Consider the following 21,357-nt stretch of genomic DNA (forward strand, 5'->3'; position numbering starts at 1 on the left):
CTCGTACAGGTTCCCGGTAAGCAGACCTGTCCGGGAACTCGCACGGCAGCAGCATCAGCGCCCGACAGCGCGAACGAACATTTCCGCCAGATGCGGGGTGATGGCCGTCCCGTCGTCAGGCGCCATCCAGCCCAGCACGGCATTGCCCTGCAGCGCCGCCACCAGTTGCAGCAGCGCCCAGCGCACCCGGTCCGGCGCGATCCGCCCCGCACCACCATCCATGACGCGCAATGCCTCGGCCACCTGCGCCGACAGATGTTCCGTCGCTTGGGTGAAGCGCCGCCGCACCGCCGGGTCGGGACATTGCAGCACGGCACGATAGAGATTGCGGTCGGCGCGGTAGAGATGCAGCAGATAGTCGGCCAGGGCCTGTGCGAAGGCGGACAGGGACCGGCCCCGCCAGCGGTCCGGCGCCAGAAAGGCGGCGATGCCATCCGCCACCTCTGCCGCGTGCAGTTCGAACAGCACGCCCGTGAACGTGTCCTTGTCCTTGAACCGGGCATAGATGGATGGCGGGGAACAGCCGGCCAGGCTGGCCACCTCCTCGATCCGGATGGCATCCATGTCCTTGTATTGCAAAAGCTTGCGAACCGCCCCCACGATGCGGCGCATGGTGGTTTCCGCACGCGGCTGACGCGGCATGCGCACACCATGCACAGTTCCCAGCGGGGCCAGTTCGATCAGGGTCATGGGCGGCGCACCCCTTCCGACAGCGCCATCATCAAGGCCCCCACCCCCTTCGGGTCATTGGGGATGAGCCGCTCCGACAGGTAATATTCATAGGAACCGTCGCGATAAGGGGTGTTGCCCAGCCCCGCCACACCGCAAATGCCGCCCAGCTCAGTGTGTGAGAGATAGCCGTCGATCACGGTCCGCAACGCCACCTCGCCCGCCTGTCCCTGGTCGGCCGGCAGAACACCCAGCCGCACCCCGGCCATCAGGGCATAGGCGATCATCAGGCTGGCCGAGCTCTCCTCGTAATTGCCGGCATCGCCGCCGCGGTCCAGCACCTGCCACCACAGGCCGCGCGGGCTGCGCACGGCCATCAGCGCCCGTGCCGTATCCTGGAACAGGCCGATCAGGGCGGCCCGGGCCGGCCCGTCGAAGGGGGCGGACAGTTCGATACAGTCGGCCAGGGCCATCATGAACCAGCCCATGGCCCGGCCCCAGAAGTTTGGGGAACAGCCGGTCCGCGGATCGGCCCATCTCTCCTGCCGGCTTTCGTCCCAGCCGTGATAATAGAGCCCTGTGCGCGCATCGCGCAGATGATCGCGCACCGACAGGAACTGGTTGACTACATCCTCCCACGCTGCGCGGTCCCCCGTGGCGACGGCCTGCGCCGTAACCAGCGGCTGGGCCATGTAGAGACCATCCAGCCAGACCTGCCAGGGATAGATGTTCTTGTGCCAGTAATTGCCGGATTTCGTGCGCGGATGGGTCCGCAACTGCGCCATCTGGGTGGCGATGGCCCGGCGGAACCTTTCCTCGCCCGTGCGTTCGTAAAGTGGGAAGAAGATCTTCCCCGACTTTACATTGTCGATATTGTACTCGCCGATGTCGAACCCGGTGATGGTCCCGTCCTCCAGCACCCTCGGGCCAACCTTGTCCAGGACGAAATCGGAGAATTCCGACCGGCCGGTAGCGTCCCCCAGGTCCAGGCACCCCTCAAAGATACAGCCATCCTCGTAATTCCAGGCCGGCTTGTAGAAGTCCCACTCCGCCAGGTAATGGCGCAGGAAGGGCAGGACATGGGAACCGAAGCGGTTGAAATCATTCATGATGGGTCCAGTCGGATCAGGCGCTCGGGGTTCGCGAGCGGGAACGGGTATGGATGCGGGAAAGGCATCCGGACGCAGATGTCAGGCTCACCGGATCACCCGGCGCAGGATGCCGTTGATCTCCTGCTCCATGGCCTCCCCCGCTTCTTCGGGGGTGAGAACGCCATAGCCCAACTTTTCCAGGATGTCGTTGAAACCGTCGCGCACGCGCGCATGCTCGTAATAGCCGGAAAGCTGGATGCCCCGCGGCAGGCTTTCGATCTGGTCCTGCCCCTGCAGGGCCAGCCCCTCCAACTGTCCGTCCGCTTCCAGGATGTCGCGTGCCGCCGCGCTGGCCGGCACGCCGCGACGCGCGCCCAGGATCAGCACACCCTCGGGATCGTTCAGCAGGAATTGCAGCAGCAGGGCCGCTTCCCGCGGATGGTTCGTATCCTTGTTGATGGCATACATCATGGCCGGCTTGTACAGCAGGCCGGGATCGGCGGCACCCGGCAGGGTCAGATAGGGAGCCAGCACCATCTTCTGGCCGGGCTCCAGCGTCTCCACATATTTTCCGACGGCGCTGGTCCATTGGTAGGTGCCGGCATAGCGCCCCGTGATCCAGGGCCGCGTCTCCTGAAGCTGGACATGGCCGAAGCTGGCCCGCTCCCGCGCCGACGGGACGACATGGTTATCCACCAGTTCCTGATAAAGCCGGGCCGCTGCCGTCAGCGTCTCCCGGTCGGCCAGCAGGCGCTTGTTCTCCTCATCGATGAAAGGCGCCTGGCGCTTCTGGCTGATCCAGGTATAGAGCAGAGCGACCGTATCCTGGAAATTCATGTCCAGCGGGTAGTAATCAGGCCCCAGACGGTCACGGAACACCGGACCCGCCGCCATCAGCGCATCCCAACTGTCGGGCACGGGCAGGCCCGCCCTGGCGAAGGTCGTCTCGTTGAACCAGAACAGGCGCGCGGTCATGTTGGGTGGCAACCCGTTCAGATGGCCATGAACGGACGACATGGCGATGGCATCGGCGTCGAACTGCTTCAGGTCGATGATGTCGGCCACCCGGTTGAGATCGTAGAAACCCTGGCCATCACGGGAAAACAGCTTCAGCCAGTTCCAGTTGACCATCATGATGTCGGGTGCCGTGCCGCCGGCGATCTGGGTGGTCAGCCGTTCCAGATGACCGACCCAGCCCGTATATTCGGCCCGCACCCGGATGTGGGGATGACGCTGCTCGAACGCTTCCAGCGCCCGCAACTGCGCCCGGTGGACATCATTGCCGCCCCACCAGGACATGCGCAGATGCACCACCTCCTGCGCCGGGGCCGGTCGGACCGACACCACCAGTACGGCCAGGACCACCAGCAGCAGCGGTATGAAAGACAGCCTTCTCATCCCTTCACCGCCCCCGACGTGATGCCTTCCACGAAATAGCGCTGGGCCAGGAAGAACACGACCAGCGACGGCAGCAATGCTATGGTCGACATGGCCAGCACCTGGTTCCAGGCCGTAGCCTCCGTCACGTCGATGGCCATCTTCAGGGCCAGCGCGACGGGATATTTCTCCACCGATGACAGGTAGATCAACGGATAGAGGAAATCGTTCAGGCTCCACATGAACTGGAACAGCGCGACGGAGATGATGGCCGGCATCAGGATGGGCACCACCACGTGCCACAGCACCTGGATGGAATTGCAGCCGTCGATGACGGCCGCCTCCTCCATGTCGGGGGGGATGGAGCGCAGGAACTGCACCACCATGAAGACGAAGAATCCTTCCGTCGCAAAGGCGCAGGGAACATAGAGCGGCAGGTAGGTGTCCAGCCAGCCGAACTGCCGGAACATCAGATATTGCGGGATCAGCAGCACGCTCTTTGGCAACAGGATGGTCGCCACCATCAGCGCGAACCAGAATTGCTTGCCCGGCATCCTGAACCGCGCGAAGCCATAGGCAACCAGCACGGAGGAGACGACCGTCAGCACCACCTTGGGAATGATGAAGGCGAAGCTGTTGAACAGGTATGTGGCGAAGCTGTATTCGGTGCCGGTACGCCAGCCCTGGATGATGCCGTCCAGCGTCGGTTCCCGCGGCCATAGCCCGATGGAACCGAAAATCTCGTGGTTCGGCTTGAAACTGGCGGCCACCATCCAGAACAGCGGATAGAGCATGACGAGCCCGACAACGATCAGCACGCCATAGCGGACGGCGGCGTTGAGCCGTCCAAGCCAGGCGACATCGCTGCGCGGGGCGGCAGGGGTGGAAACGGCCATGGTCATTCCTTGTCCCCCCGTTCATTGCCGTAGAACACCCAGTACCGGGCCGAGGCGAAGGCGACCAGCGTGAAGACGGCGATGATGATGAACAGCACCCAGGACAGGGCGGAGGCATAGCCCACGTTGAAATACTTGAACGCCTCCTCATAGATCATCAGCGGCAGCAGATAGGTTGATTTCAACGGACCGCCGCCCGTGATGATGTAGGGACCGTTGAATTCCTGGAACGCCTGCACGATCTGCATGATGAAATTGAAGAAGATGACGGGCGTCAGCAGCGGCAGGGTGATGGTGAAGAAGATGCGTCCCTTGCCGGCCCCGTCGATGGTCGCCGCCTCGTAAAGGTCGGTCGGAATGTTCTGCAGGCCGGCCAGGAAGACCACCATCGCCGATCCGAACTGCCACAGGCGCAGCAGGACGACGGTGAACAGGGCGTATCCCGGCTCCCCCAGCCAGTTCAGCGGCTCCCCGCCGAAGGCGGCCATGACCTGGTTGATCAGCCCGTCGCCGGCGAAGACGTAGCGCCACAGCACCGCGATGGCCACCGACCCGCCCAGGATGGACGGCACGTAATAGGCCGTGCGGAAGAAGGAGATGCCGCGCAGCTTGAAATTCAGCACGAAGGCGATGAACAGCGCGAAGGCCAGCTTCAGCGGCACCGTGACGAAAACGTAAAGGAATGTCACGCCCAGCGAATTGTGGAACGTGCCATCCCCCGCCATCTGGACGTAATTCTCCATCCCGATGAAATGCGCGCGGGCAACCGGGTCCTGTAGCTGATAATCCGAGAAGGACAACAGGAACGATGCCAGGAAGGGGAACAGCGTGAAGGTTGCAAGCCCCAGCAGGAAGGGCGCGATGTAAAGATATCCCGTGACGCGGTTCTCATACATGGCACGTTCCCCGGATGCTGGCGGGCCAGACGCCGAGTTCAGGACCGGGTTCAGGCAAGGTCATGCGCACTCCCCCCTTCACGCCGCGACGGCCGCGATCTTGGCGCTGGGCGCCCCGACGGCCCTGCCGTCGGCATCGAACAGGTGGCAATGGGGCAGGCGCAGCCCCACACGCAACGCCCCGCCGATGCGCAGCGGCACGTCACCGCCCAGCTTCACGACCAGCACCCCCTCAGACAGGGTCGGCATGCGCAAATGCGCCAGGGTCTCGCTGCCCAGCCGTTCCACCAGATCGATGACGGCATCGAATTCCGCAACCTGTTCCTGCTTGGGATCGGCTGGCGGCTCACCCACGCGGAAATGCTCCGGCCGGATGCCCACCGTCACCTTTGCCCCCGGCGCGATGGCCGGATTGCGGCGGGGAATGCGCAGGGCACCGCCATTCAGGCGCACGGTGACCCCGTCCATGTCCGCCGCCTCCACCGTGCCGCGCATCAGGTTCATCTGCGGCGATCCGATGAACCCCGCCACGAACAGGTTGGCGGGGTTGCGGTAAAGCTCGATCGGGGCGCCGACCTGTTCGATCCGTCCGGCATTCAGCACGACGATCCGGGAGGCCAGCGTCATCGCCTCCACCTGATCATGCGTCACATAGATCATGGTGGCGCCCAGGTTGGCATGCAGGCGGGCGATCTCCACCCGCATCTGGCCGCGCAGGGCCGCGTCCAGGTTGGATAGCGGTTCGTCGAACAGGAACACTTCCGGTTCCCGCACGATGCAGCGGCCAATGGCGACGCGCTGGCGCTGCCCGCCCGAAAGCGCCCGCGGCTTGCGGTCCAGCAGGTGGGAAAGCTGCAAAATATCCGCCGCCTGGGCCACCCGGGCCCGGATCTCCGCCTTGGGCACACCGGCGATCTTCAGCCCGAAGCCCATATTGTCCGCCACGCTCATATGCGGGTAGAGCGCGTAGGACTGGAACACCATGGCGATGCCGCGCTTGGCCGGATGGGCCAGCGTCACGTCGCGGTCGCCGATGGTGATGCTGCCGCCGGTCGGCAGTTCCAGCCCGGAGACCAGCCGCAGCAAGGTGGATTTCCCACAGCCCGAGGGGCCCACGAAAACTGTGAGTTCACCGGGCGCGATATCCAGGTCCACGCCCTTGATCACATCGACGGCGCCGAAGCTTTTCACGATGCCGCGAAGTTGCACCCGTCCCTTGGCCACGGTCCCTCCCCTTCCTTTCAGTCGTTACGGGCCGCGCGGAGCGGCACCTGGGCGGCAATGGTGGTCTTGGACGCCACCTGACCCCTTGATTTTATCTGGTAACCGGTGTCAATTGCAATGACCGAGACGCGCGGACGGGCAAATAAATCCCGATACCCAGCCCCCGCCGGCCGTTTTCCGAAGGATGATGCGAAAATGAGTTGCGCGCAACCTCCCGCCCCGGTGGTGGATGACCTGCCCCCGGCCCATCGGGTCGACCCGGCGGATGACGTGGCCGTGGCAGTCCGTTCGCTGGGCAGGGGGGAAAGGGTACAGGTGGGGGGACAGGTCGTGGAACTGGCCGCCGATATCCCGCGGGGGCACAAGTTCGCCCTGCGCGCGCTTCAATCCGGACAAGCGGTTCACAAATATGGCTGGCCCATCGGCCGTGCCACCATTGGCATCGCCGCCGGCGACCATGTCCACAGCCACAACCTGTCGACGGGGCTGACGGGCACGCTCGACTATCGCCACGAACCGGCGGGCACCGATGCCGCCTGGTCGGCGCTGTCGCGTGACGCCGGCAGTTTCATGGGCTATCGCCGGGCCGACGGGCGCGTGGGCACACGCAACGAGATCTGGGTGCTTTGTACGGTCGGCTGCGTCGGCCGCACCGCGGAACGCATCGCAGCACTGGCATCGACCCGTTTCGCGGGACAGGTGGACGGTGTCGTCGCCTTCCCCCATCCGTTCGGCTGTTCACAGCTGGGCGACGACCTGGCCCATACCAAGGCCATCATCAGCGCGCTGGCCCAGCATCCCAATGCCGGTGGCGTGCTGCTGCTGGGGCTGGGCTGCGAGTCCAACCAGTTGGACAGGCTGCTGCGCGATGCGCCGGGCATCGATGCCGGCCGCCTGCGCGCCTTCACGGCGCAGCAGAGCAGCGACGAGGTGGAGGACGGGTTGCAGGCCGTGGCCGAGCTGGTGGCCATCGCCGCACAGGACCGGCGTGTCCCCTGCCCCGCGTCGGACCTCGCCATCGGCCTGAAATGCGGCGGATCGGACGGGTTCAGCGGCCTGACGGCCAACCCGCTGGTGGGCCGCATGGCCGACCGGGTGACGGCCGCCGGCGGCAGCGCCATCCTGACCGAGATACCGGAGATTTTCGGGGCGGAGGAACTTCTGATGCGCCGGGCCGTTGATGAAACCGTGTTCGAGGGCGTCGTCGATGTCGTCAACGGCTTCAAGCGCTACTTCCTGGACCATGACCAGCCGGTCTATGAGAACCCGTCCCCCGGCAACATCGCGGGCGGCATCACCACGCTGGAGGAAAAGTCGCTGGGTGCCGTGCAGAAGGGCGGCCGGGCGCCGCTGGCCGACGTGATCGCCTATGGCGGACGCCTGCGCCACCGGGGGCTGACCCTGCTGGCGGCGCCGGGCAATGACGGCGTATCCGCCACGGCCCTGACGGCAGCGGGCGCGACGGTGATCCTGTTCACCACGGGACGCGGAACGCCGCTGGGCTTTCCCGCCCCGACGCTGAAGATCGCCTCCAACGGCACGCTTGCCCGGCAAAAGCCGAACTGGATCGATTTCGACGCGGGATCGGCCCTGTCCGATACCGGGTCCGACCATGCCGCCGATGCGCTTTGGTCCTTGATCCTGGCCACGGCTTCCGGTCAGGCTACACGGGCCGAGAAGAACGGCCAGCGCGAGATTGCCATCTGGAAGAACGGAGTGACCCTGTAAATGCCGTCCCTTTCCGCCGCCAACCTGGACCTGCTGAGCAGCGACGTGGCCCGCCCCGCCTATGACCGGGACAAGGCCGGGATCGGCATCGTGCATTTCGGCCCCGGCGCCTTCTTCCGCGCCCATCAGGCCTTTTATTTCGATGAGGCGCTGGGCCGGGGCGGCGACTGGGCCATCTGCGCCGCCGCGCTGCGCAGCACCGATGTGCGCGACGCGCTGCGCCCGCAGGACAATCTCTATATCCTGGCGGAACTGGAGCGCGAAACGCGCTATCGCGTCATCGGCGCCATCAAGGAGACGCTGGCCGGCCCCGCCGACCGGCCGGCCCTGCTGGACCGGCTGGCCGATCCCGCCACGGTCATGGTCACCATGACGGTCACAGAGAAGGGATACTGCCTGAAGGGCGACGGCTCGCTGGATTTCGACCATCCCGACATCGCCCATGATGTGGCCGACCCGCGCAACCCCGCCAGCCTGGTCGGCCATCTGGTCGAAGGCCTGCGCCGCCGCCATGGGGCCGGCACCGCCCCCTTCACCGTGGTATCCTGCGACAACCTGGTCGATAATGGACACAAGCTGGGCCGGGCCGTGGCGGGCCTGGCCGAACGCCAGGATGCAGCGCTGGCCGCCTGGATCCGGACGGCGGTGGCCTTTCCCCGCACCATGGTGGACAGCATCACCCCGGCGACCGACGACGCGCTGCGCACCCGCGTGACGGCCGAAACGGGCCTGTCGGACGCCTGGCCCATCCAGCGGGAACGCTTCACCCAATGGGTGATCGAAGACCATTTCTGCAATATCCGGCCCGATTTCGAAGCCATCGGCGTGACGCTGACCCGTGATGTCAGCGCCTATGACCGGGCAAAGCTGCGCCTGCTGAACGGCCCGCATTCCACCCTGGCCTATCTGGGCAGCCTGGCGGGTTTTGAAAGCGTGGCCGACGCCATGGCCGATCCGGACCTCGCCGGCTTCGTCCGCCGCCTGATGCTGGAAGATATCAAGCCCACCCTGTCGCCCGATGCCGGCATCGATTACGACGCCTATATCAATGCCATCCTGTCACGGTTCGCCAACCCCGGCATCCGCCATCTGCTGTCCCAGATCGCCTGGGACGGGTCGGCCAAGCTGCCCTTCCGGCTGTTCGGCACCATCGCCGACCGGCTGGCCGCCGGGGCGGCCGTGGACAAGCTGGCCCTGCCCGTCGCCGCCTGGATGCGGTTCATCCGGGCCAAGGCGGCCGCGGGGGACAAGCTGACCGACCCGCTGGCCGACATGCTGTTGACCATCGGACGCGGCTGCACCGGCAACGCGCATGCGGACATATCCTGCTTCTTCACCCTGGAACAGGTGTTTCCGCCGGCCCTGACCGGCAACACCGCCTTTCGCGCCGCCCTGGAACGCGCCTATGCGCTTCTGGATGGCGGGGTGAAGGAGGCCATCACCCGCATCTGAACCGCCCGGCGCATTATCGCCGGTATCGGACAAAAGAAGGGCCGGCGGAGCGATCCGCCGGCCCTTGCTTCATCAGAGGGAGGACATCTGCCCGATTACCGGGGCGCCATCAGGCGGCTCAATCGTCGCGATGGGTGCGCTCCATGCGTTCATGGCGCTCCTGCGCCTCCAGGCTCAGCGTGGCGATGGGCCGCGCCTCCAGACGGCGAACGCCGATCGGCTCCCCCGTCTCCTCGCAATAGCCGTACTCACCATCATGGATTCGCTGAAGCGCCGCATCGATCTTGGAGATCAGCTTGCGCTCCCGATCACGGGTGCGCAGTTCCAGCGCCCGGTCCGTTTCCAGTGTCGCACGGTCGGCGATGTCCGGTTCCTGCAACCCGCCATCCTCGTGCAGGCTATTCAGGGTTTCTGATGATTCCCGCAAAAGCTCGGCACGCCATTGCAGCAGCTTCTGCCGGAAGAACTCCCGCATGACGGGGTTCATGTAATCCTCGTCTTCCGACGGGCGGTAACCGGGGGGGAGCAAAGGCGAGGTAGTCGACGACATTTGTCTGGTCCGATCCTGGGCCTGGAAACGGCGCGGAGTATATGGAGAGTGCGCGCGGCCCGCAACAGCCGAGAATAATGGCCTCAAACTTCTAATGTGCTGAATCGAAACAATTTCCGGAACACCTATCCCACTGGTCATATATCAGCCCGCAGCATGGTGCGAAAGCGGAGTGGCCTGCGGGCCTCCATGACCACGGCGCAGCGGGTGGTCAGGCCTGCTGTGTCAGTTTGGCGATTTCCACCTGAGCCCGGAGGTCGATCTCGTCCAGAATCTCCGCAAGGCGCGGATCATCCAGATCCTCACGCCGGCTTTGGACCATGCGCACCAGCTCGTGCAGTTTTTCCACGGGGAAGCGCCCGGTCAACAGGCCCAGGCGCAACTCGTCCAGCCGGTCCAGGATATCCTCACCCCGCGCCTGGGCCCGGCGCTTCTTGCCGGACAGGGCATCGTCCACTTCCTGCAGGGCGAAAAGGGGGTTGATGCCGGATGCCGATTGCGTTCCCGATGAACGGGACACGCCATCGTCCCCGTCCTCTCCCGGAATATGGCGCAGGAAATCGCCGCCGCCGCTACGGGTGGCTTTCTTGACCTGGCCGGGACGGGCGGAGGCGGGACCCTCGATCTTCATGGCGTGGACGGTGGCTTTTCCTGCGGTCGGATGGCATCGCCATTCCCATATATGGGGACGCGGCTGCCGGTTGAATATAGGTATCACCCCAGCGCCTTCCCGTCCTAGGGCAATTTTTGCCCCGACGGATGGCCTGCCCCTTTGTACAGGCCGGCAGATATTGATCCACCGGCCCGAAAGGCGTGCAATGCCGCCATTGGCATGTTTCTCGCATTCTGCTTGACCGACCGAGAAGGGACGAACTGTCCCCGAACCGAAGCCCCGAGCGACAGATCGGAATGACGACCATGGTGACGCCCGCGAACAAAGCCAGGACCCGTATCGGCCGGATGGCCGCCGCCCTGCTGACGGCGCTGGTCCTGATGACCCCCGGCATGGCGCATGCGCAGAGCCGAATCAAGGACATCGCCGATGTCGAGGGCGTGCGCGACAACATGCTGATCGGCTATGGCCTGGTCGTCGGCCTGAACGGCACGGGCGACACCATCAACAATTCCCCCTTCACCGAACAGAGCCTGATCGGCATGCTGGAGCGGTTGGGTGTCAATGTCCGCGGCGACACGATCCGCACCAAGAATGTCGCGGCCGTCATGGTCACAGCCACCCTTCCCCCCTTCACCTCGCAAGGGGCCCGCATCGATATCAGCGTGGCCGCCATGGCGGACGCCAAGAACCTCCAGGGCGGCACCCTGCTGGTGACGCCGCTGCTGGGCGCCGATGGCGAGGTCTATGCCGTGGCGCAGGGGGCCGTCGCCATATCCGGCTTTGCGGCGCAGGGGGCCGGCGCCTCCATCACCCGCGGGGTGCCGACCAGCGGCCGTATCGCCGGCGGCGCCATCGTGGAGCGCGAGATCGACTTCGCGCTGACCGACCTGCCCTATCTGCGCCTGTCCCTGCGCAACCCGGACTTCACGACCGCCGTGCGCGTCGCCGAGGCAATCAACACCAATTTCGGGCCACAGACGGCCCGCGCCACCGACCCGACTTCCATCCTCATCGACGTGCCGATGCCACGCAAGGCCGATCTTGTCAGCTTCCTGCGCGATGTCGAACAGTTGCGCGTGCAGCCCGACCAGATCGCCCGCGTCGTCATCGACGAGGCATCGGGTGTGATCGTGATGGGCGAGAATGTGCGCATCAGCACGGTGGCCATCGCCCAGGGCAACCTGACCATCCGCATCACCGAGACGCCGCAGGTGTCCCAGCCGGCCCCCCTCAGCCAGGGTGGACAGACCGTGGTCGTGCCGCGCACCGACATCCAGGTGGACGAAGGTGCCGACCGCAAGCTGGCCGTCATGCCGGCCGGGGTGTCGCTTCAGGAACTGGTGCATAACCTGAACGCGCTTGGCGTCGGCCCGCGTGATATGATCGCCATCCTTCAGTCCATCAAGGCGGCCGGTGCGCTGCAAGCTGAGATCGAGGTGATGTGATGTCGGAAGTGAAGCTGTCCACCCCCGGTTTCGATATGCAGGCCCTGGCACAAAGCGGAGGGCTGAACAGGGCCACCGGCCAGGGCGGCAAGCCCGGCGTCCAGGACGTGGGCAAGGCGGCACAGGAATTCGAGGCCGTGTTCCTGTCGCAGATGCTGTCGCAGATGTGGCAGGGCGTGGAAGCCGATGACACGTTCGGCGGCGGCGAGGCAGAGAACACCTGGCGCGGCATGATGGTCGAGGAATATGGCAAGCAGATCGCCCGGGCCGGTGGCCTGGGCCTCGCCGATCAGGTGATGGCGGAGATGATCCGCATGCAGGAACAATCAACCAAGAAGGACACGCCATGACCACCGATCCCCGCGTGGCCACCCTGGTCCAGACCATGAGCCGCCTGACCGAGCTGTTCCAGGAGGAGAATGACGCCATCCGCCGCCGCGACATCCCGGCCCTGACCGTCGTGGCCGACAGGAAGCCGCTGGTCGTGCGCACCTATGAGGATTGCGTCCGTTCCTTCCGCGCCGAAGCGGAAAGCCTGCGCATGCTCAGCGACGAGTGCAAGCGCACCCTGAAGGAGGCCAGCGACCGGTTCGTGGACGCCACGCTGGAACATGCCCGGCTGGTCCGCGCGGCAACGCAGGTCACGCAATCCACCGTCAACACCCTGGTCAACGCCATCAACAAGGCCCGTGCCGACGATGGCATGTATACGCGCCGCGGCGGTGCGGTGATGCCGGCCGCCTATACCCGCAAGGGCGCACCGTCGATGGCGTACAACCGCTCCTTCTGATCTACCCGCGCTGCGGTGTCATTTCCTTGAACGGACGGCGGCCGGATCGGCCGACCGTGCAGTCCCCCCTTACCCGCGCAACGGGCGGTGGGGTGAGTGCGTGCAACGCCATCAACGACAAGGCCGCCGGACCCGGCAAGGCTTGCCCTCGCCACCGGGCAGCTTCTGCCGGCCGACACTGCCGGAAGGTCCCGTGAATGCCGCAGAATCCAAGGGGTTTCTGTTGGCACGATAGATGCTTGGTCCCCTTGGTTTCCAGCGCAGGAGCACCATTCATGGACATCTTTGCCCTTCCCGCATCGTCGGCGGCCTCTCCCACGGCCCTGTCCATCGGCGGCGCCGGCCTGACGGCTGACGGTCTGCGCGGGGACGGGCAGGAGGCGTCGGACCGCTTCAACCAGTTGCTGGCCAATTTCCTGAACCTGACGGGTAGCGCGGGCGGCGGGTCTCTTGACGCGGCACGGACCGACGGGATGGAGAATGCCGGCGGCGCGCCGATGCTGATGGCCGGCACAGCCTTGCGCTCTCCAGGCGGCGGCATCCTGCAGAACGGCCGCCCCCTGGGCGAAGCATCGCAGCGCTGGGGCCAGTCCGGCCTGTTCCTGATGGATGGCGGCATGCTGGCCGGGCAGGAAATGAGCGAGGAGGTCACCGCCTTCCTCAATGAACTGGCCACGGCCTTCAAGACACCGGAAGCCGGCGAGGAGGTCGAGGACACGGATGCCGCGGGCGCCGCCAACGGTGAGGGTGACGGATCGGCCGGGACACCGGTCGTGGCGGACCCGGCGGCGGCGCTGGTGATGACCGGGGCGATGACGCAAAGCGACGCGGCCACAGCGCTGGCCCTGCTGCAAGGGGATGTGACAACGCAACCTGGGCCCGGAAAGGATGTCACGCCTGCCGCCATTGACGGCCGGCCGGCCCCGGTGATCCCCACCTTGCGGCCCGACAGCATCCCAAGCCGGCTGGGCACACCCATGCCGGCCGAGGGCGCCGGTCTCGCACCGGGCCTTCAGGCCGGGGCGGCGCCATCTTCCCCCGCACCCCACGGCCAGACCACCGCACCGGTCATCCCCCGTGTGCAAGGTATGGCCGCCGGCAGCGAGGGTCCGGACACCACCATGGCCACTGGGGACCCCATGCAGCCGGAGAACGGGACGCCCGGCGTACCGGTCACACAAACCATCGCCGGAACGACCCTGGAAACCGGTGCGCCGGCACCCGGCACCCATATGCCGACATCGGCCGGCCCCGCCCTGTCAGCCACGGCTGGCCATGGCACCGCCACGGCCAAACATGTGCCGGGCACCACGGATGCCGGCATGGCGATCCCGCCCGCAACCGCTACGCCTTCCGATGACAGGGCCGACGAACCGGCCGGCAGCACCACCGTGATGGCGGGAGAGACGGAAGGCACGCAAGCCCCGTCCCCCGTTCGCAAGGAGGGTGCGCACGCCCCTTCCCATGAGGCGGGCCAGCCCCTGACGGTCACCGCCAGACCGGCAGCGGCCCAGGCCGAAGGGGATGTGACCCCCGCGACGGTGGAAATCGAGCCCGCGGCCAGCGTCGATGAGGCTGAAACCCACGGGGTGACCAACCAGCGCATGCTGGCCCCGCTGCATGTCAAGGATGATGCGGAGGCGGCCGACAAGGCCGGCCTGGCAGGCGCGGCACAAAATGCCGGGCAAAATCAGGTCCAGCCCCGACCGGACCAGAATGGCCCGGCCCCGGACCGGACGGCAGACAATCTGCTGGTCCGGGCGGTGGGTGCGGCGACGGACAGCGCAAACAGCGGCACTGCCGGTAGTGATGGCCACCCGGATAGCGGTTCGGGCATGGCCGATACGGCAGACGCCACCCCCACCAACCTCCATGCTGCCGACCCCGGCAAGGCGCAGGGCCCCGACTTCGCCCAGTCGCTGCGCGCCACCACCGCCCCGCACCGCCCCGGCGTCTATATGCCCCCCACGCAGCAGATGGCCATCCAGGTCCAGCGGGCCGTCCAGGACGGGACAGACCGGCTGTCCATCCAGCTTCGCCCCCTCGATCTGGGTCGCATCGATGTCCAGCTTGAGATCGGCGCCGAAGGCCGCCTGCGGGCCAAGGTGATCGCGGAAAGCCCGCAGACCCTGGAAATGCTGCAAAAGGATGTGAAAGACCTTGTGAAATCCCTGCAGGAAGCCGGCCTGACGGCGGACCAGGACAGCCTGTCCTTCTCCCTGCACGATCAGGGTGAACAGGCCCAGGAACGCCAGCGCGACCAGAATGACGGTCCGGCTGGCACGGTAGTTGCTTCTGTTGAAGCAGAGGAACAGGACCCGGCAATAATCGCCCAGACCCAGATTCTGGAACTGGGGCGGTTGGATGTCAGGGTTTGATCAGCACCCTTGACGGGAAGGCCCTGCCATGTCGATCTCCGGCGTCAACAACAACACCAATACGGGGGCGAACAATGCCGGACAGTCGGCATTCAGTTCGCTCACATCCAATTATGAAACATTCCTGACGCTGCTGACCTCGCAGCTCAAGAACCAGGACCCGCTGCAGCCGACCGACACGGCGGAATTCACCAAGCAGCTTGTCCAATATTCACAGGTCGAGCAGCAAATCCAGTCCAACCAGAAACTGGACAATATTCTGGGCGCCATCAACAATAGCGAAATCAATCAGTCATTGAGCTATATGGGGCGCATGGTGGAGGTGCAGTCCAACGGCGTGCCTCTGCAGGATGGATCAGCGAAGATGAATGTCTCCACCGATGTGCCGGCCGCCACCTCCGTCATGGAAATTTCCGACGGCAAGACCGGCAAGGTGGTTCGCACCCTGACCCTGACCAAGACAGCCGGCACGCAGGAAGTCGTCTGGGACGGCAAGAATGAAAGTGGCGAGCAGATGAAGGATGGTGCCTACAAGGTGGAGGTGAAGGCCACCGATGCCAACGGCAAGGCCGTCAATTCCGTCGTCATGTCCTTCGGTCGCGTTACGGGTGTCGATATGACGGCGGGCAAGCCCTATCTGGCACTGGGTGAGATGTATGTCACCACTGACAATGTTCTTTCCGTCGCCCCTTGATGGATAGAATGATCGCAAATGTATGCTTTCCGCATTGCCTTCACTGTTTCTTAAAGGTGGTTGGCCTATCGATGACTGAACACCAGTGATCGGAGGTAAGATCCACCATGAAACCCCTCAACAAGGCCGCGACGACACGTCTGCGCGCAGAGTCGGGCGGCGAGGTGGCCAAGATTGAGGCGGGCAGCGACCGCCTGACCCTGGACGACCTGCCCCCCCCGGATACCCGCCGCTGGGTCATGCGGCGCAAGGCCGAGGTGGTCGCGGGCGTGCGCGCGGGATTGTTGAGCGTCGCGGACGCCTGCCAGCGTTACGGCCTGTCGGAAGAGGAATTCAATTCCTGGCAGGAAACCATCGACCGGCATGGCGTGCAGGCCCTGCGCGTCACCCGCCTGCAGGATTATCGCCGGCGGCCATTCTGAAGCGGTTCCGGGGCGGCGCGGCGCACCTTCTTTCTGGTTCGCGTGATGCCGCCCTCCCCGTTGACGGGGGCATCCCACCATACGGCGGGCGTTCAGCGCAGATTATCGGCGACGCTGTGCAGTCCCTGGGCGCGCAGCAGTTCCTGGCGCTGTCGCAGACGGCGGCGTTCGACCGATTTATGGGTGCTGTCCCCGCCCAGGATGGTTCCGTCATCCCCCGTCAGCGACGCGACGAGTTGATCCAGCAATGCCCCTTCCTGATCCGGGGCCCGCTGGTCCAGGGGGCGGTCACTGCCGATCTCGCGCAGCAGGCGTTCCGCCAGCGCGCCCTGACTTTGCGGCAGATGCCCCTGCCGGATCAATTCCGCGATCATTCGCAGGGACGGGTTCGTCAGCCGCTCCACCGCCGCCTTGCGGCAGAGTATCACGGCCCCCATCTGCATCAGGGCCGTGCCCAGATTGGGGTTTGGTGCGAACAATTCCTGCACGACAGTGGCAAATGACAGCATGTCGGCCAGGATGGCATCCACCTGCCGGACCAGCCCGTTTTCCAGATTCTGCTGTGCCACTGCGGCCAGCACCTCCACCTTTGCCAGCAGCGACCGCTGTTCGAACAGCCAGACGCTGATCAGGGCGGCCAGCACATAATCGTGATGGTCCATCCCGACCTTGTCCAGGATGAAGCCGCTGAGCGGGCCCAGGTCGCCACCCTTGCAATCAGGATAGCCGGCGCGTTCGGCGGCAAAGGCACGGGCCTTCTGCTGGGCCTGCGTGACCAGCCCGTCCAGCACCTGCAGCCGTTCCTTCGCGGGTACGCCCATGGTGCCGGCCTGGGCCGCGGCCACCCGGTGCAGGCCGGCATTGACCAGCCCCTGCACCTCGCCCAACTTGCGCAAATGGCTGTAACTATGCAGCAATTCCGTCGGGGACAGGTTGACCCGTGTCAGATAGTCACGCAGCACCTGCCCGATGGTGCGGCGCCCGTCGGCCGTGAAAAGATCATCCACGGTCCGGCACAACGCCACCTCCCCGAAGGGGGTCAGCACGGTCAGGGGCTTGTCCTTCGGCGGATTGGCCGTCGCCTCATAAACCACGGTTTCCGAGCTGACCAGGCTGGACAGGGTGCGATGGCGCACCACCTTCACGCCCAGCGTCTTGCCCGTCATCAACAGGTGGCGCGCCTCGTCGATGGCGTCCTTTTCATCGTCGCATAAGACATGCAACTGCCACCGGCCTTCCTTCTGAAGGAAGACCTCGTAGGTCCGCTTCCTGTCCCAGAAGCTCACCCCGAAAAGCATCGACGACACCCCTACCCAATCAGGCATAGTCTAATGGGGTAATGGCCTTTCGCCAACACTTCTCGCAACGGTCACGAAGGTATGTTCAGTCGAAGGGATTGCTGCTGCTGCCCTTGCGCAACAGCATGCGGATCGGCACACCGGGCAGATCGAAGCTGTCGCGCAGCCCGTTGACCAGATAACGGGCGTAATTCTCCGGCAGATCGACCGGCTTGCTGACGAACAGGGCGAACGTCGGCGGCCGGCTTTTCACCTGGGTCATATAGCGGATCTTCAGACGGCGGCCATCGACCAGCGGCGGCGGATGGCTTTCCGTCATGCCCATCAGCCAGCGGTTCAGCTGAGAGGTGGGGATGCGGCGGTTCCACAGGCCATAGGCCGTCACCACCGTGTCCAGCAACTCCTCCAGCCGCTGTCCCTTCAGCGCGGAGATGGTGACCGTGGGAATGCCCTTGACCTGCGGCAGGGAGGTCTGCAACCGGTCGGAAAGCCGGCGCAGCGCGGCATTCTTGTCGGCCACGGCGTCCCACTTGTTCAGGGCGATGACCAGGGCACGCCCCTCTTCCACCACCAAGCGCGCGATGGTCAGATCCTGCTTGTCCAGGATGCCGTCGGCATCCAGCACCAGAACCACGACATGGGCCATGCGGATGACGCGCAGCGTGTCCTGGTTGGCCAGCTTCTCCAGCTTGCCATCGACCTTCGCACGCTTGCGCAGGCCGGCCGTGTCGACCAGACGGATCGGACGGCCCTTCCATTCCCATTCCACCGCGATGGCGTCACGGGTCATTCCGGCCTCGGGCCCGGTCAGGACCCGCTCCTCCCGCACCAGCGCGTTCAGCAGCGTGGACTTGCCCACGTTCGGGCGGCCGACAATGGCAAGCTGGAGGGCCTTGGCCTCCTCCTCGGCGGCGGCGGCCTCCGCAGCCTCCTCGTCATCGGCCGCGAAGAAGGTGTCGGCCTCGGCCGCATCGGCAGCGTCCTGCTCCTCCTCGTCCTCCTTCGGCATGAAGGGTTCCAGCGCCTCGACCAGATCGGCCATGCCTTCCCCATGTTCGGCGGAAAGCGGAACGGGCTCACCCAGGCCAAGTTCAAAGGCTTCGAGCAGGCCAGGGCGGCCGGCGACACCCTCGCACTTGTTGGCGACCAGGATGGTCGGCTTGCCGGCCTTGCGCAGCCAGGCCGCGAAATGCCGGTCCATGGCCGTGATGCCGGCGCGGGCATCGACCAGGAACAGGGCCACGTCGGCCCTTTCGATGGCGCGTTCGGTCTGCTGGCGCATCCGCGCCTCCAGACTATTGTCGAACACATCCTCCAGCCCGGCCGTATCGACCACGGTGAACTCCAGCCCGCCCACGCGCCCGTCGGCGGCGCGCCAGTCGCGCGTCACGCCGGGCGTATCGTCCACCAGCGCGATCTTCTTGCCGACCAGCCGGTTGAACAGGGTGGACTTGCCGACATTCGGTCGCCCGATGATGGCGACCGTCAGTCGGTGCGTGGCCTTGATCACTCTAATACTCCGTTACCGATAGGCGACCAGATCGCCATCCTCCGTGAGGATATACAGCGTTTCGCCGGCCACCACAGGCGCCTGTATCGCAGGGCCGGGCAGCTTCGTGCGCTTCTGGACGCCCCCGTCGGACAGCGACAGTTCCACCAGCTCGCCCTGATTGTTGGTCAGCAGCAGCCGTCCGCCAGCCACCAGCGGCCCCGTCCACAGGATCGGGTCTTCCCGGTCCTCCGGGTCTTCCCACTGGTCGAGCTGGCTGATCCAGCGGATACGGCCATCCGCGCGGGTCATGGCGACGACCTGGCAATCGTTCGTCGTCACAAAGATCCAGTCCCCGACCACGGCCGGCGTGGTGATGCCGCCGATATCCTGTTCCCAGACCCGCTGGCCCGACCGGATATCCACGGCCACCATGCGGCCGGAATGGCTGATGGCATAGGCCACGCCGCCGGCGATGACCGGAAGGCCGCGAATATCGGCCAGACCCGTCAGGTTCTCGCCACGGCGGAAGGCCGCCAGGCTGTCCTGCCAGGCCTGTCGCCCATTCTCCACGCGCAGCGCGAAAAGCTCGCCAGAGGAATAGGGCACAATGGCCGTGTCACCCTCGATCGCCGCCGCCGATCCGCCCAGAAGGGCCGCCGGCTCCAGAAAGCCCGTGTGATACCATTGCAGCGCGCCATTGTCGGCCGACAGGGAAATCACCTGATTATCGACAGCCGAGACGAAGACACGCCCCTCCAGCACCGTGGGAGCGGAGCGAATCGGGCCGGCAATCCGCCGGCGCCAGACGACATCGCCGGTTTCGCTGTCCATCGCGACGGCTTCACCGAACCCGTTGGTGGTGTAGACGCGACCGCCATGCACGGCCACCCCGCCACCGAAGGCCGAACCCTCCTGCTTCTCGCGCAGGACATTGCGGCGCCAGACACGCCGGCCCGTGGCAGCGTCCAGCACATGCAGATCATAGTCGGTGTCCAGCACATAGGCACGGCCCCCGGCGATGACGGGACCGGCCAGCAGGCGCCGGCTGCTGCTCGACCCCTCGACGCTGGCACTCCATACCCGCTTCAGGTTGGCGCCCAGCGCCACATGGCCGGGATTATGGGCGGGATTGCCACCGGCCTGTGCCCAATCGGCATTGACCACGGCTTCCGGCAGGGCAACCTCCGTGGCCGCGACCTGCGGGTCGACTTCCAATTGCTGCTGGAATTGCAGCACCGAGATGCGGCTGCCGCCCAGCTTGGGCGCATCGTCGTCACTGCTGAACCAGTCGGTGATGCCGCAGCCCGACAACAGCAGGCAGGCCAGCAGCGGCGCGGCCACCCGGGCGGCCAGCCGGTAGGGGCGGCGGGACGGGGCGGTGGAATGGGTGGTGATGACCATCTGATCCTGGTTCCTGGACTTATTGCGGCGCCGCGTGCAGGGCGGCCAGTTCGGTGGCACGGGCGCGCAACGCCTGTGGCGCCGTGCTGTCCTCGGAAAGCTGCTTCAGCAGCGCCTGGGCGTCGACCATGTCGCCGGCACGGATCGACAGCAAGGCCGCCGTCTCCAGGGCGGAAGCCCGCCAGGCATTGCCCGCCTTCAACAGGGGCTCCAGCCGGATGCGCAGCGCCTTGGCATCGCCGTCATCCGCCTGATGCTGAACGGACAGCAGCAAGGCCATGTCCCGCAAGGCGGGATCGGCACCGCCATCACCGGCGATGGCATCGTAAAGCGCCAGGGCCTGGTCACGCTGGCCATCACGGGCACGCAGCCCGGCCTCGTACAGGCGGGCCAGGGTCGCATGGCCGCCGCCCAGCCTGGCGGCGGCCTGCGACAGCGCCTCTGCCGCAGCCCTGGTATCGGGTGCGGTGCCTTCCGCCGCCGGCCGAAGCGGCGCCAGCGCCTGGCTCAGCACCGCCGTCCGATTCTCCATCTGGGCCGAACGCCAGTATTTCCAGCCGACATTGCCGGCCGTGGCCGCGACGACCAGAACCGCAGCGCCGATGACAATACCGCCATACCGCTTCCAGAAAGACAGAAGCTGTTCACGACGGAGGTCTTCGTCAACTTCACGAAAGATATCGGACATGCATCACCCTCGGCCGGTCGCCGAACCGATTGAACAAAGGGCGGCGATAGCAGACACCCCGCCCCCGGTCAAGGCGGCTGCCCCGCAGCCACCCCACTTGCACGCCGGTTCCCGGCATAACAAGCGGCGTGGCCGGCACCACCATACGATGCTTTCTGGCAATTGCAGGGCAAAAAGCGAAGGCGGGCGGTGCCTGTCGGCTGCGCCCGCCCATCTGGGTCCATCATGCCTTGCCCGCCCCGCCCCTTGT

At 65.7% G+C, this 21,357-nt stretch carries 20 protein-coding genes; 8 read left to right on the forward strand and 12 right to left on the reverse strand.

Annotated elements, in window-relative coordinates; translation table 11 throughout:
- Positions 1 to 54: 54 nt before the first annotated feature.
- The 6 genes from ACM9LZ_RS16850 to ACM9LZ_RS16875 all read right to left on the reverse strand — a co-directional run bounded on the left by ACM9LZ_RS16850 (position 55) and on the right by ACM9LZ_RS16875 (position 6,153).
- Positions 55 to 690 carry a TetR/AcrR family transcriptional regulator gene (locus ACM9LZ_RS16850; RefSeq protein WP_416620663.1) on the reverse strand — a complete coding sequence of 212 codons (636 nt, stop codon included), beginning with the start codon at positions 688 to 690 and terminating at the stop codon, positions 55 to 57.
- A complete protein-coding gene (locus ACM9LZ_RS16855) occupies positions 687 to 1,778 on the reverse strand; it encodes a glycoside hydrolase family 88/105 protein (RefSeq protein WP_416620664.1) in 1,092 nt (363 codons plus the stop codon). Before ACM9LZ_RS16855 ends, ACM9LZ_RS16850 begins: the two co-directional genes overlap by 4 nt.
- An 87-nt stretch (positions 1,779 to 1,865) precedes the next feature.
- Positions 1,866 to 3,158, reverse strand: a complete 1,293-nt coding sequence (locus tag ACM9LZ_RS16860; protein ID WP_416620665.1) for an ABC transporter substrate-binding protein — start codon at positions 3,156 to 3,158, stop codon at positions 1,866 to 1,868.
- Complete coding sequence (locus ACM9LZ_RS16865; RefSeq protein WP_416620666.1) at positions 3,155 to 4,039, reverse strand: carbohydrate ABC transporter permease; 885 nt, start codon at positions 4,037 to 4,039, stop codon at positions 3,155 to 3,157. Before ACM9LZ_RS16865 ends, ACM9LZ_RS16860 begins: the two co-directional genes overlap by 4 nt.
- Positions 4,036 to 4,929, reverse strand: a complete 894-nt coding sequence (locus ACM9LZ_RS16870; protein ID WP_416620667.1) for a carbohydrate ABC transporter permease — start codon at positions 4,927 to 4,929, stop codon at positions 4,036 to 4,038. The genes ACM9LZ_RS16865 and ACM9LZ_RS16870 overlap by 4 nt, the downstream gene beginning before the upstream one ends.
- 78 nt (positions 4,930 to 5,007) lie before the next feature.
- Positions 5,008 to 6,153: an ABC transporter ATP-binding protein gene (locus ACM9LZ_RS16875; protein ID WP_416620668.1), complete on the reverse strand. Its 1,146-nt coding sequence runs from the start codon at positions 6,151 to 6,153 to the stop codon at positions 5,008 to 5,010.
- Between the two features lie 195 nt (positions 6,154 to 6,348).
- Here ACM9LZ_RS16875 and ACM9LZ_RS16880 point away from each other — a divergent pair, with 195 nt between their 5' ends.
- Together ACM9LZ_RS16880 and ACM9LZ_RS16885 are read left to right on the forward strand one after the other, a co-directional pair.
- Positions 6,349 to 7,881, forward strand: a complete 1,533-nt coding sequence (locus tag ACM9LZ_RS16880) for a UxaA family hydrolase (protein ID WP_416620669.1) — start codon at positions 6,349 to 6,351, stop codon at positions 7,879 to 7,881.
- Positions 7,882 to 9,333 (forward strand): mannitol dehydrogenase family protein, encoded by a 1,452-nt coding sequence (locus ACM9LZ_RS16885; RefSeq protein ID WP_416620670.1) that lies wholly within the window; start codon positions 7,882 to 7,884, stop codon positions 9,331 to 9,333.
- Positions 9,334 to 9,451: 118 nt separating this feature from the next.
- Here the strand turns inward: ACM9LZ_RS16885 and dksA are convergent, their stop codons facing one another.
- Both dksA and ACM9LZ_RS16895 read right to left on the reverse strand, forming a co-directional pair.
- Positions 9,452 to 9,883: an RNA polymerase-binding protein DksA gene (gene dksA, locus ACM9LZ_RS16890; RefSeq protein ID WP_416620671.1), complete on the reverse strand. Its 432-nt coding sequence runs from the start codon at positions 9,881 to 9,883 to the stop codon at positions 9,452 to 9,454.
- 211 nt (positions 9,884 to 10,094) lie between these two features.
- Positions 10,095 to 10,514 carry a flagellar assembly protein FliX gene (locus tag ACM9LZ_RS16895; RefSeq protein ID WP_416620672.1) on the reverse strand — a complete coding sequence of 140 codons (420 nt, stop codon included), beginning with the start codon at positions 10,512 to 10,514 and terminating at the stop codon, positions 10,095 to 10,097.
- Between the two features lie 287 nt (positions 10,515 to 10,801).
- Between ACM9LZ_RS16895 and ACM9LZ_RS16900 the strand changes: the two genes are divergently transcribed.
- The 6 genes from ACM9LZ_RS16900 (at position 10,802) to sciP (ending at position 16,228) form a co-directional block, all read left to right on the forward strand.
- The gene (locus tag ACM9LZ_RS16900; protein WP_416620673.1) at positions 10,802 to 11,944 is read left to right on the forward strand and encodes a flagellar basal body P-ring protein FlgI; all 1,143 of its coding nucleotides are present in this window, start codon (positions 10,802 to 10,804) and stop codon (positions 11,942 to 11,944) included.
- On the forward strand, positions 11,944 to 12,294 hold the full coding sequence (locus tag ACM9LZ_RS16905) for a rod-binding protein (protein ID WP_416620674.1): 351 nt from the start codon (positions 11,944 to 11,946) through the stop codon (positions 12,292 to 12,294). Before ACM9LZ_RS16900 ends, ACM9LZ_RS16905 begins: the two co-directional genes overlap by 1 nt.
- Positions 12,291 to 12,734 carry a hypothetical protein gene (locus ACM9LZ_RS16910; RefSeq protein ID WP_416620675.1) on the forward strand — a complete coding sequence of 148 codons (444 nt, stop codon included), beginning with the start codon at positions 12,291 to 12,293 and terminating at the stop codon, positions 12,732 to 12,734. Before ACM9LZ_RS16905 ends, ACM9LZ_RS16910 begins: the two co-directional genes overlap by 4 nt.
- A gap of 275 nt (positions 12,735 to 13,009) precedes the next feature.
- The gene (locus ACM9LZ_RS16915; protein ID WP_416620676.1) at positions 13,010 to 15,112 is read left to right on the forward strand and encodes a flagellar hook-length control protein FliK; all 2,103 of its coding nucleotides are present in this window, start codon (positions 13,010 to 13,012) and stop codon (positions 15,110 to 15,112) included.
- 28 nt (positions 15,113 to 15,140) lie between these two features.
- Positions 15,141 to 15,806, forward strand: coding sequence for a flagellar hook assembly protein FlgD (locus ACM9LZ_RS16920; protein ID WP_416620677.1), 666 nt, complete (start codon positions 15,141 to 15,143; stop codon positions 15,804 to 15,806).
- A gap of 107 nt (positions 15,807 to 15,913) precedes the next feature.
- Entirely contained in the window at positions 15,914 to 16,228 is a 315-nt protein-coding gene (gene sciP, locus ACM9LZ_RS16925; RefSeq protein WP_416620678.1) for a CtrA inhibitor SciP, read from the forward strand.
- 92 nt (positions 16,229 to 16,320) lie between these two features.
- Here the strand turns inward: sciP and ACM9LZ_RS16930 are convergent, their stop codons facing one another.
- The 4 genes from ACM9LZ_RS16930 to ACM9LZ_RS16945 all read right to left on the reverse strand — a co-directional run bounded on the left by ACM9LZ_RS16930 (position 16,321) and on the right by ACM9LZ_RS16945 (position 21,107).
- Complete coding sequence (locus ACM9LZ_RS16930) at positions 16,321 to 17,526, reverse strand: hypothetical protein (RefSeq protein ID WP_416620679.1); 1,206 nt, start codon at positions 17,524 to 17,526, stop codon at positions 16,321 to 16,323.
- 85 nt (positions 17,527 to 17,611) lie between these two features.
- On the reverse strand, positions 17,612 to 19,036 hold the full coding sequence (gene der / locus ACM9LZ_RS16935) for a ribosome biogenesis GTPase Der (protein WP_416620680.1): 1,425 nt from the start codon (positions 19,034 to 19,036) through the stop codon (positions 17,612 to 17,614).
- A 12-nt stretch (positions 19,037 to 19,048) separates the two neighbouring features.
- Positions 19,049 to 20,419, reverse strand: a complete 1,371-nt coding sequence (locus ACM9LZ_RS16940) for a PQQ-like beta-propeller repeat protein (RefSeq protein ID WP_416620681.1) — start codon at positions 20,417 to 20,419, stop codon at positions 19,049 to 19,051.
- 19 nt (positions 20,420 to 20,438) lie between these two features.
- Complete coding sequence (locus ACM9LZ_RS16945; protein ID WP_416620682.1) at positions 20,439 to 21,107, reverse strand: tetratricopeptide repeat protein; 669 nt, start codon at positions 21,105 to 21,107, stop codon at positions 20,439 to 20,441.
- Positions 21,108 to 21,357: the final 250 nt, after the last annotated feature.

This window comes from Niveispirillum fermenti, from assembly GCF_048066175.1.
GTDB classification, from domain to species: Bacteria; Pseudomonadota; Alphaproteobacteria; order Azospirillales; family Azospirillaceae; genus Niveispirillum; species Niveispirillum fermenti.

What these genes read in the sequence shown, in the direction of transcription:
- ACM9LZ_RS16850 (WP_416620663.1), bottom strand. Translation starts at nt 690, where the DNA reads ATGACCCTGATCGAACTGGCCCCGCTGGGAACTGTGCATGGTGTGCGC.
- ACM9LZ_RS16855 (WP_416620664.1), bottom strand. Translation starts at nt 1,778, where the DNA reads ATGAATGATTTCAACCGCTTCGGTTCCCATGTCCTGCCCTTCCTGCGC.
- ACM9LZ_RS16860 (WP_416620665.1), bottom strand. Translation starts at nt 3,158, where the DNA reads ATGAGAAGGCTGTCTTTCATACCGCTGCTGCTGGTGGTCCTGGCCGTA.
- ACM9LZ_RS16865 (WP_416620666.1), bottom strand. Translation starts at nt 4,039, where the DNA reads ATGACCATGGCCGTTTCCACCCCTGCCGCCCCGCGCAGCGATGTCGCC.
- ACM9LZ_RS16870 (WP_416620667.1), bottom strand. Translation starts at nt 4,929, where the DNA reads ATGTATGAGAACCGCGTCACGGGATATCTTTACATCGCGCCCTTCCTG.
- ACM9LZ_RS16880 (WP_416620669.1), top strand. Translation starts at nt 6,349, where the DNA reads ATGAGTTGCGCGCAACCTCCCGCCCCGGTGGTGGATGACCTGCCCCCG.
- ACM9LZ_RS16885 (WP_416620670.1), top strand. Translation starts at nt 7,882, where the DNA reads ATGCCGTCCCTTTCCGCCGCCAACCTGGACCTGCTGAGCAGCGACGTG.
- dksA (WP_416620671.1), bottom strand. Translation starts at nt 9,883, where the DNA reads ATGTCGTCGACTACCTCGCCTTTGCTCCCCCCCGGTTACCGCCCGTCG.
- ACM9LZ_RS16895 (WP_416620672.1), bottom strand. Translation starts at nt 10,514, where the DNA reads ATGAAGATCGAGGGTCCCGCCTCCGCCCGTCCCGGCCAGGTCAAGAAA.
- ACM9LZ_RS16900 (WP_416620673.1), top strand. Translation starts at nt 10,802, where the DNA reads ATGGTGACGCCCGCGAACAAAGCCAGGACCCGTATCGGCCGGATGGCC.
- ACM9LZ_RS16905 (WP_416620674.1), top strand. Translation starts at nt 11,944, where the DNA reads ATGTCGGAAGTGAAGCTGTCCACCCCCGGTTTCGATATGCAGGCCCTG.
- ACM9LZ_RS16910 (WP_416620675.1), top strand. Translation starts at nt 12,291, where the DNA reads ATGACCACCGATCCCCGCGTGGCCACCCTGGTCCAGACCATGAGCCGC.
- ACM9LZ_RS16915 (WP_416620676.1), top strand. Translation starts at nt 13,010, where the DNA reads ATGGACATCTTTGCCCTTCCCGCATCGTCGGCGGCCTCTCCCACGGCC.
- ACM9LZ_RS16920 (WP_416620677.1), top strand. Translation starts at nt 15,141, where the DNA reads ATGTCGATCTCCGGCGTCAACAACAACACCAATACGGGGGCGAACAAT.
- sciP (WP_416620678.1), top strand. Translation starts at nt 15,914, where the DNA reads ATGAAACCCCTCAACAAGGCCGCGACGACACGTCTGCGCGCAGAGTCG.
- ACM9LZ_RS16930 (WP_416620679.1), bottom strand. Translation starts at nt 17,526, where the DNA reads ATGCTTTTCGGGGTGAGCTTCTGGGACAGGAAGCGGACCTACGAGGTC.
- ACM9LZ_RS16940 (WP_416620681.1), bottom strand. Translation starts at nt 20,419, where the DNA reads ATGGTCATCACCACCCATTCCACCGCCCCGTCCCGCCGCCCCTACCGG.
- ACM9LZ_RS16945 (WP_416620682.1), bottom strand. Translation starts at nt 21,107, where the DNA reads ATGTCCGATATCTTTCGTGAAGTTGACGAAGACCTCCGTCGTGAACAG.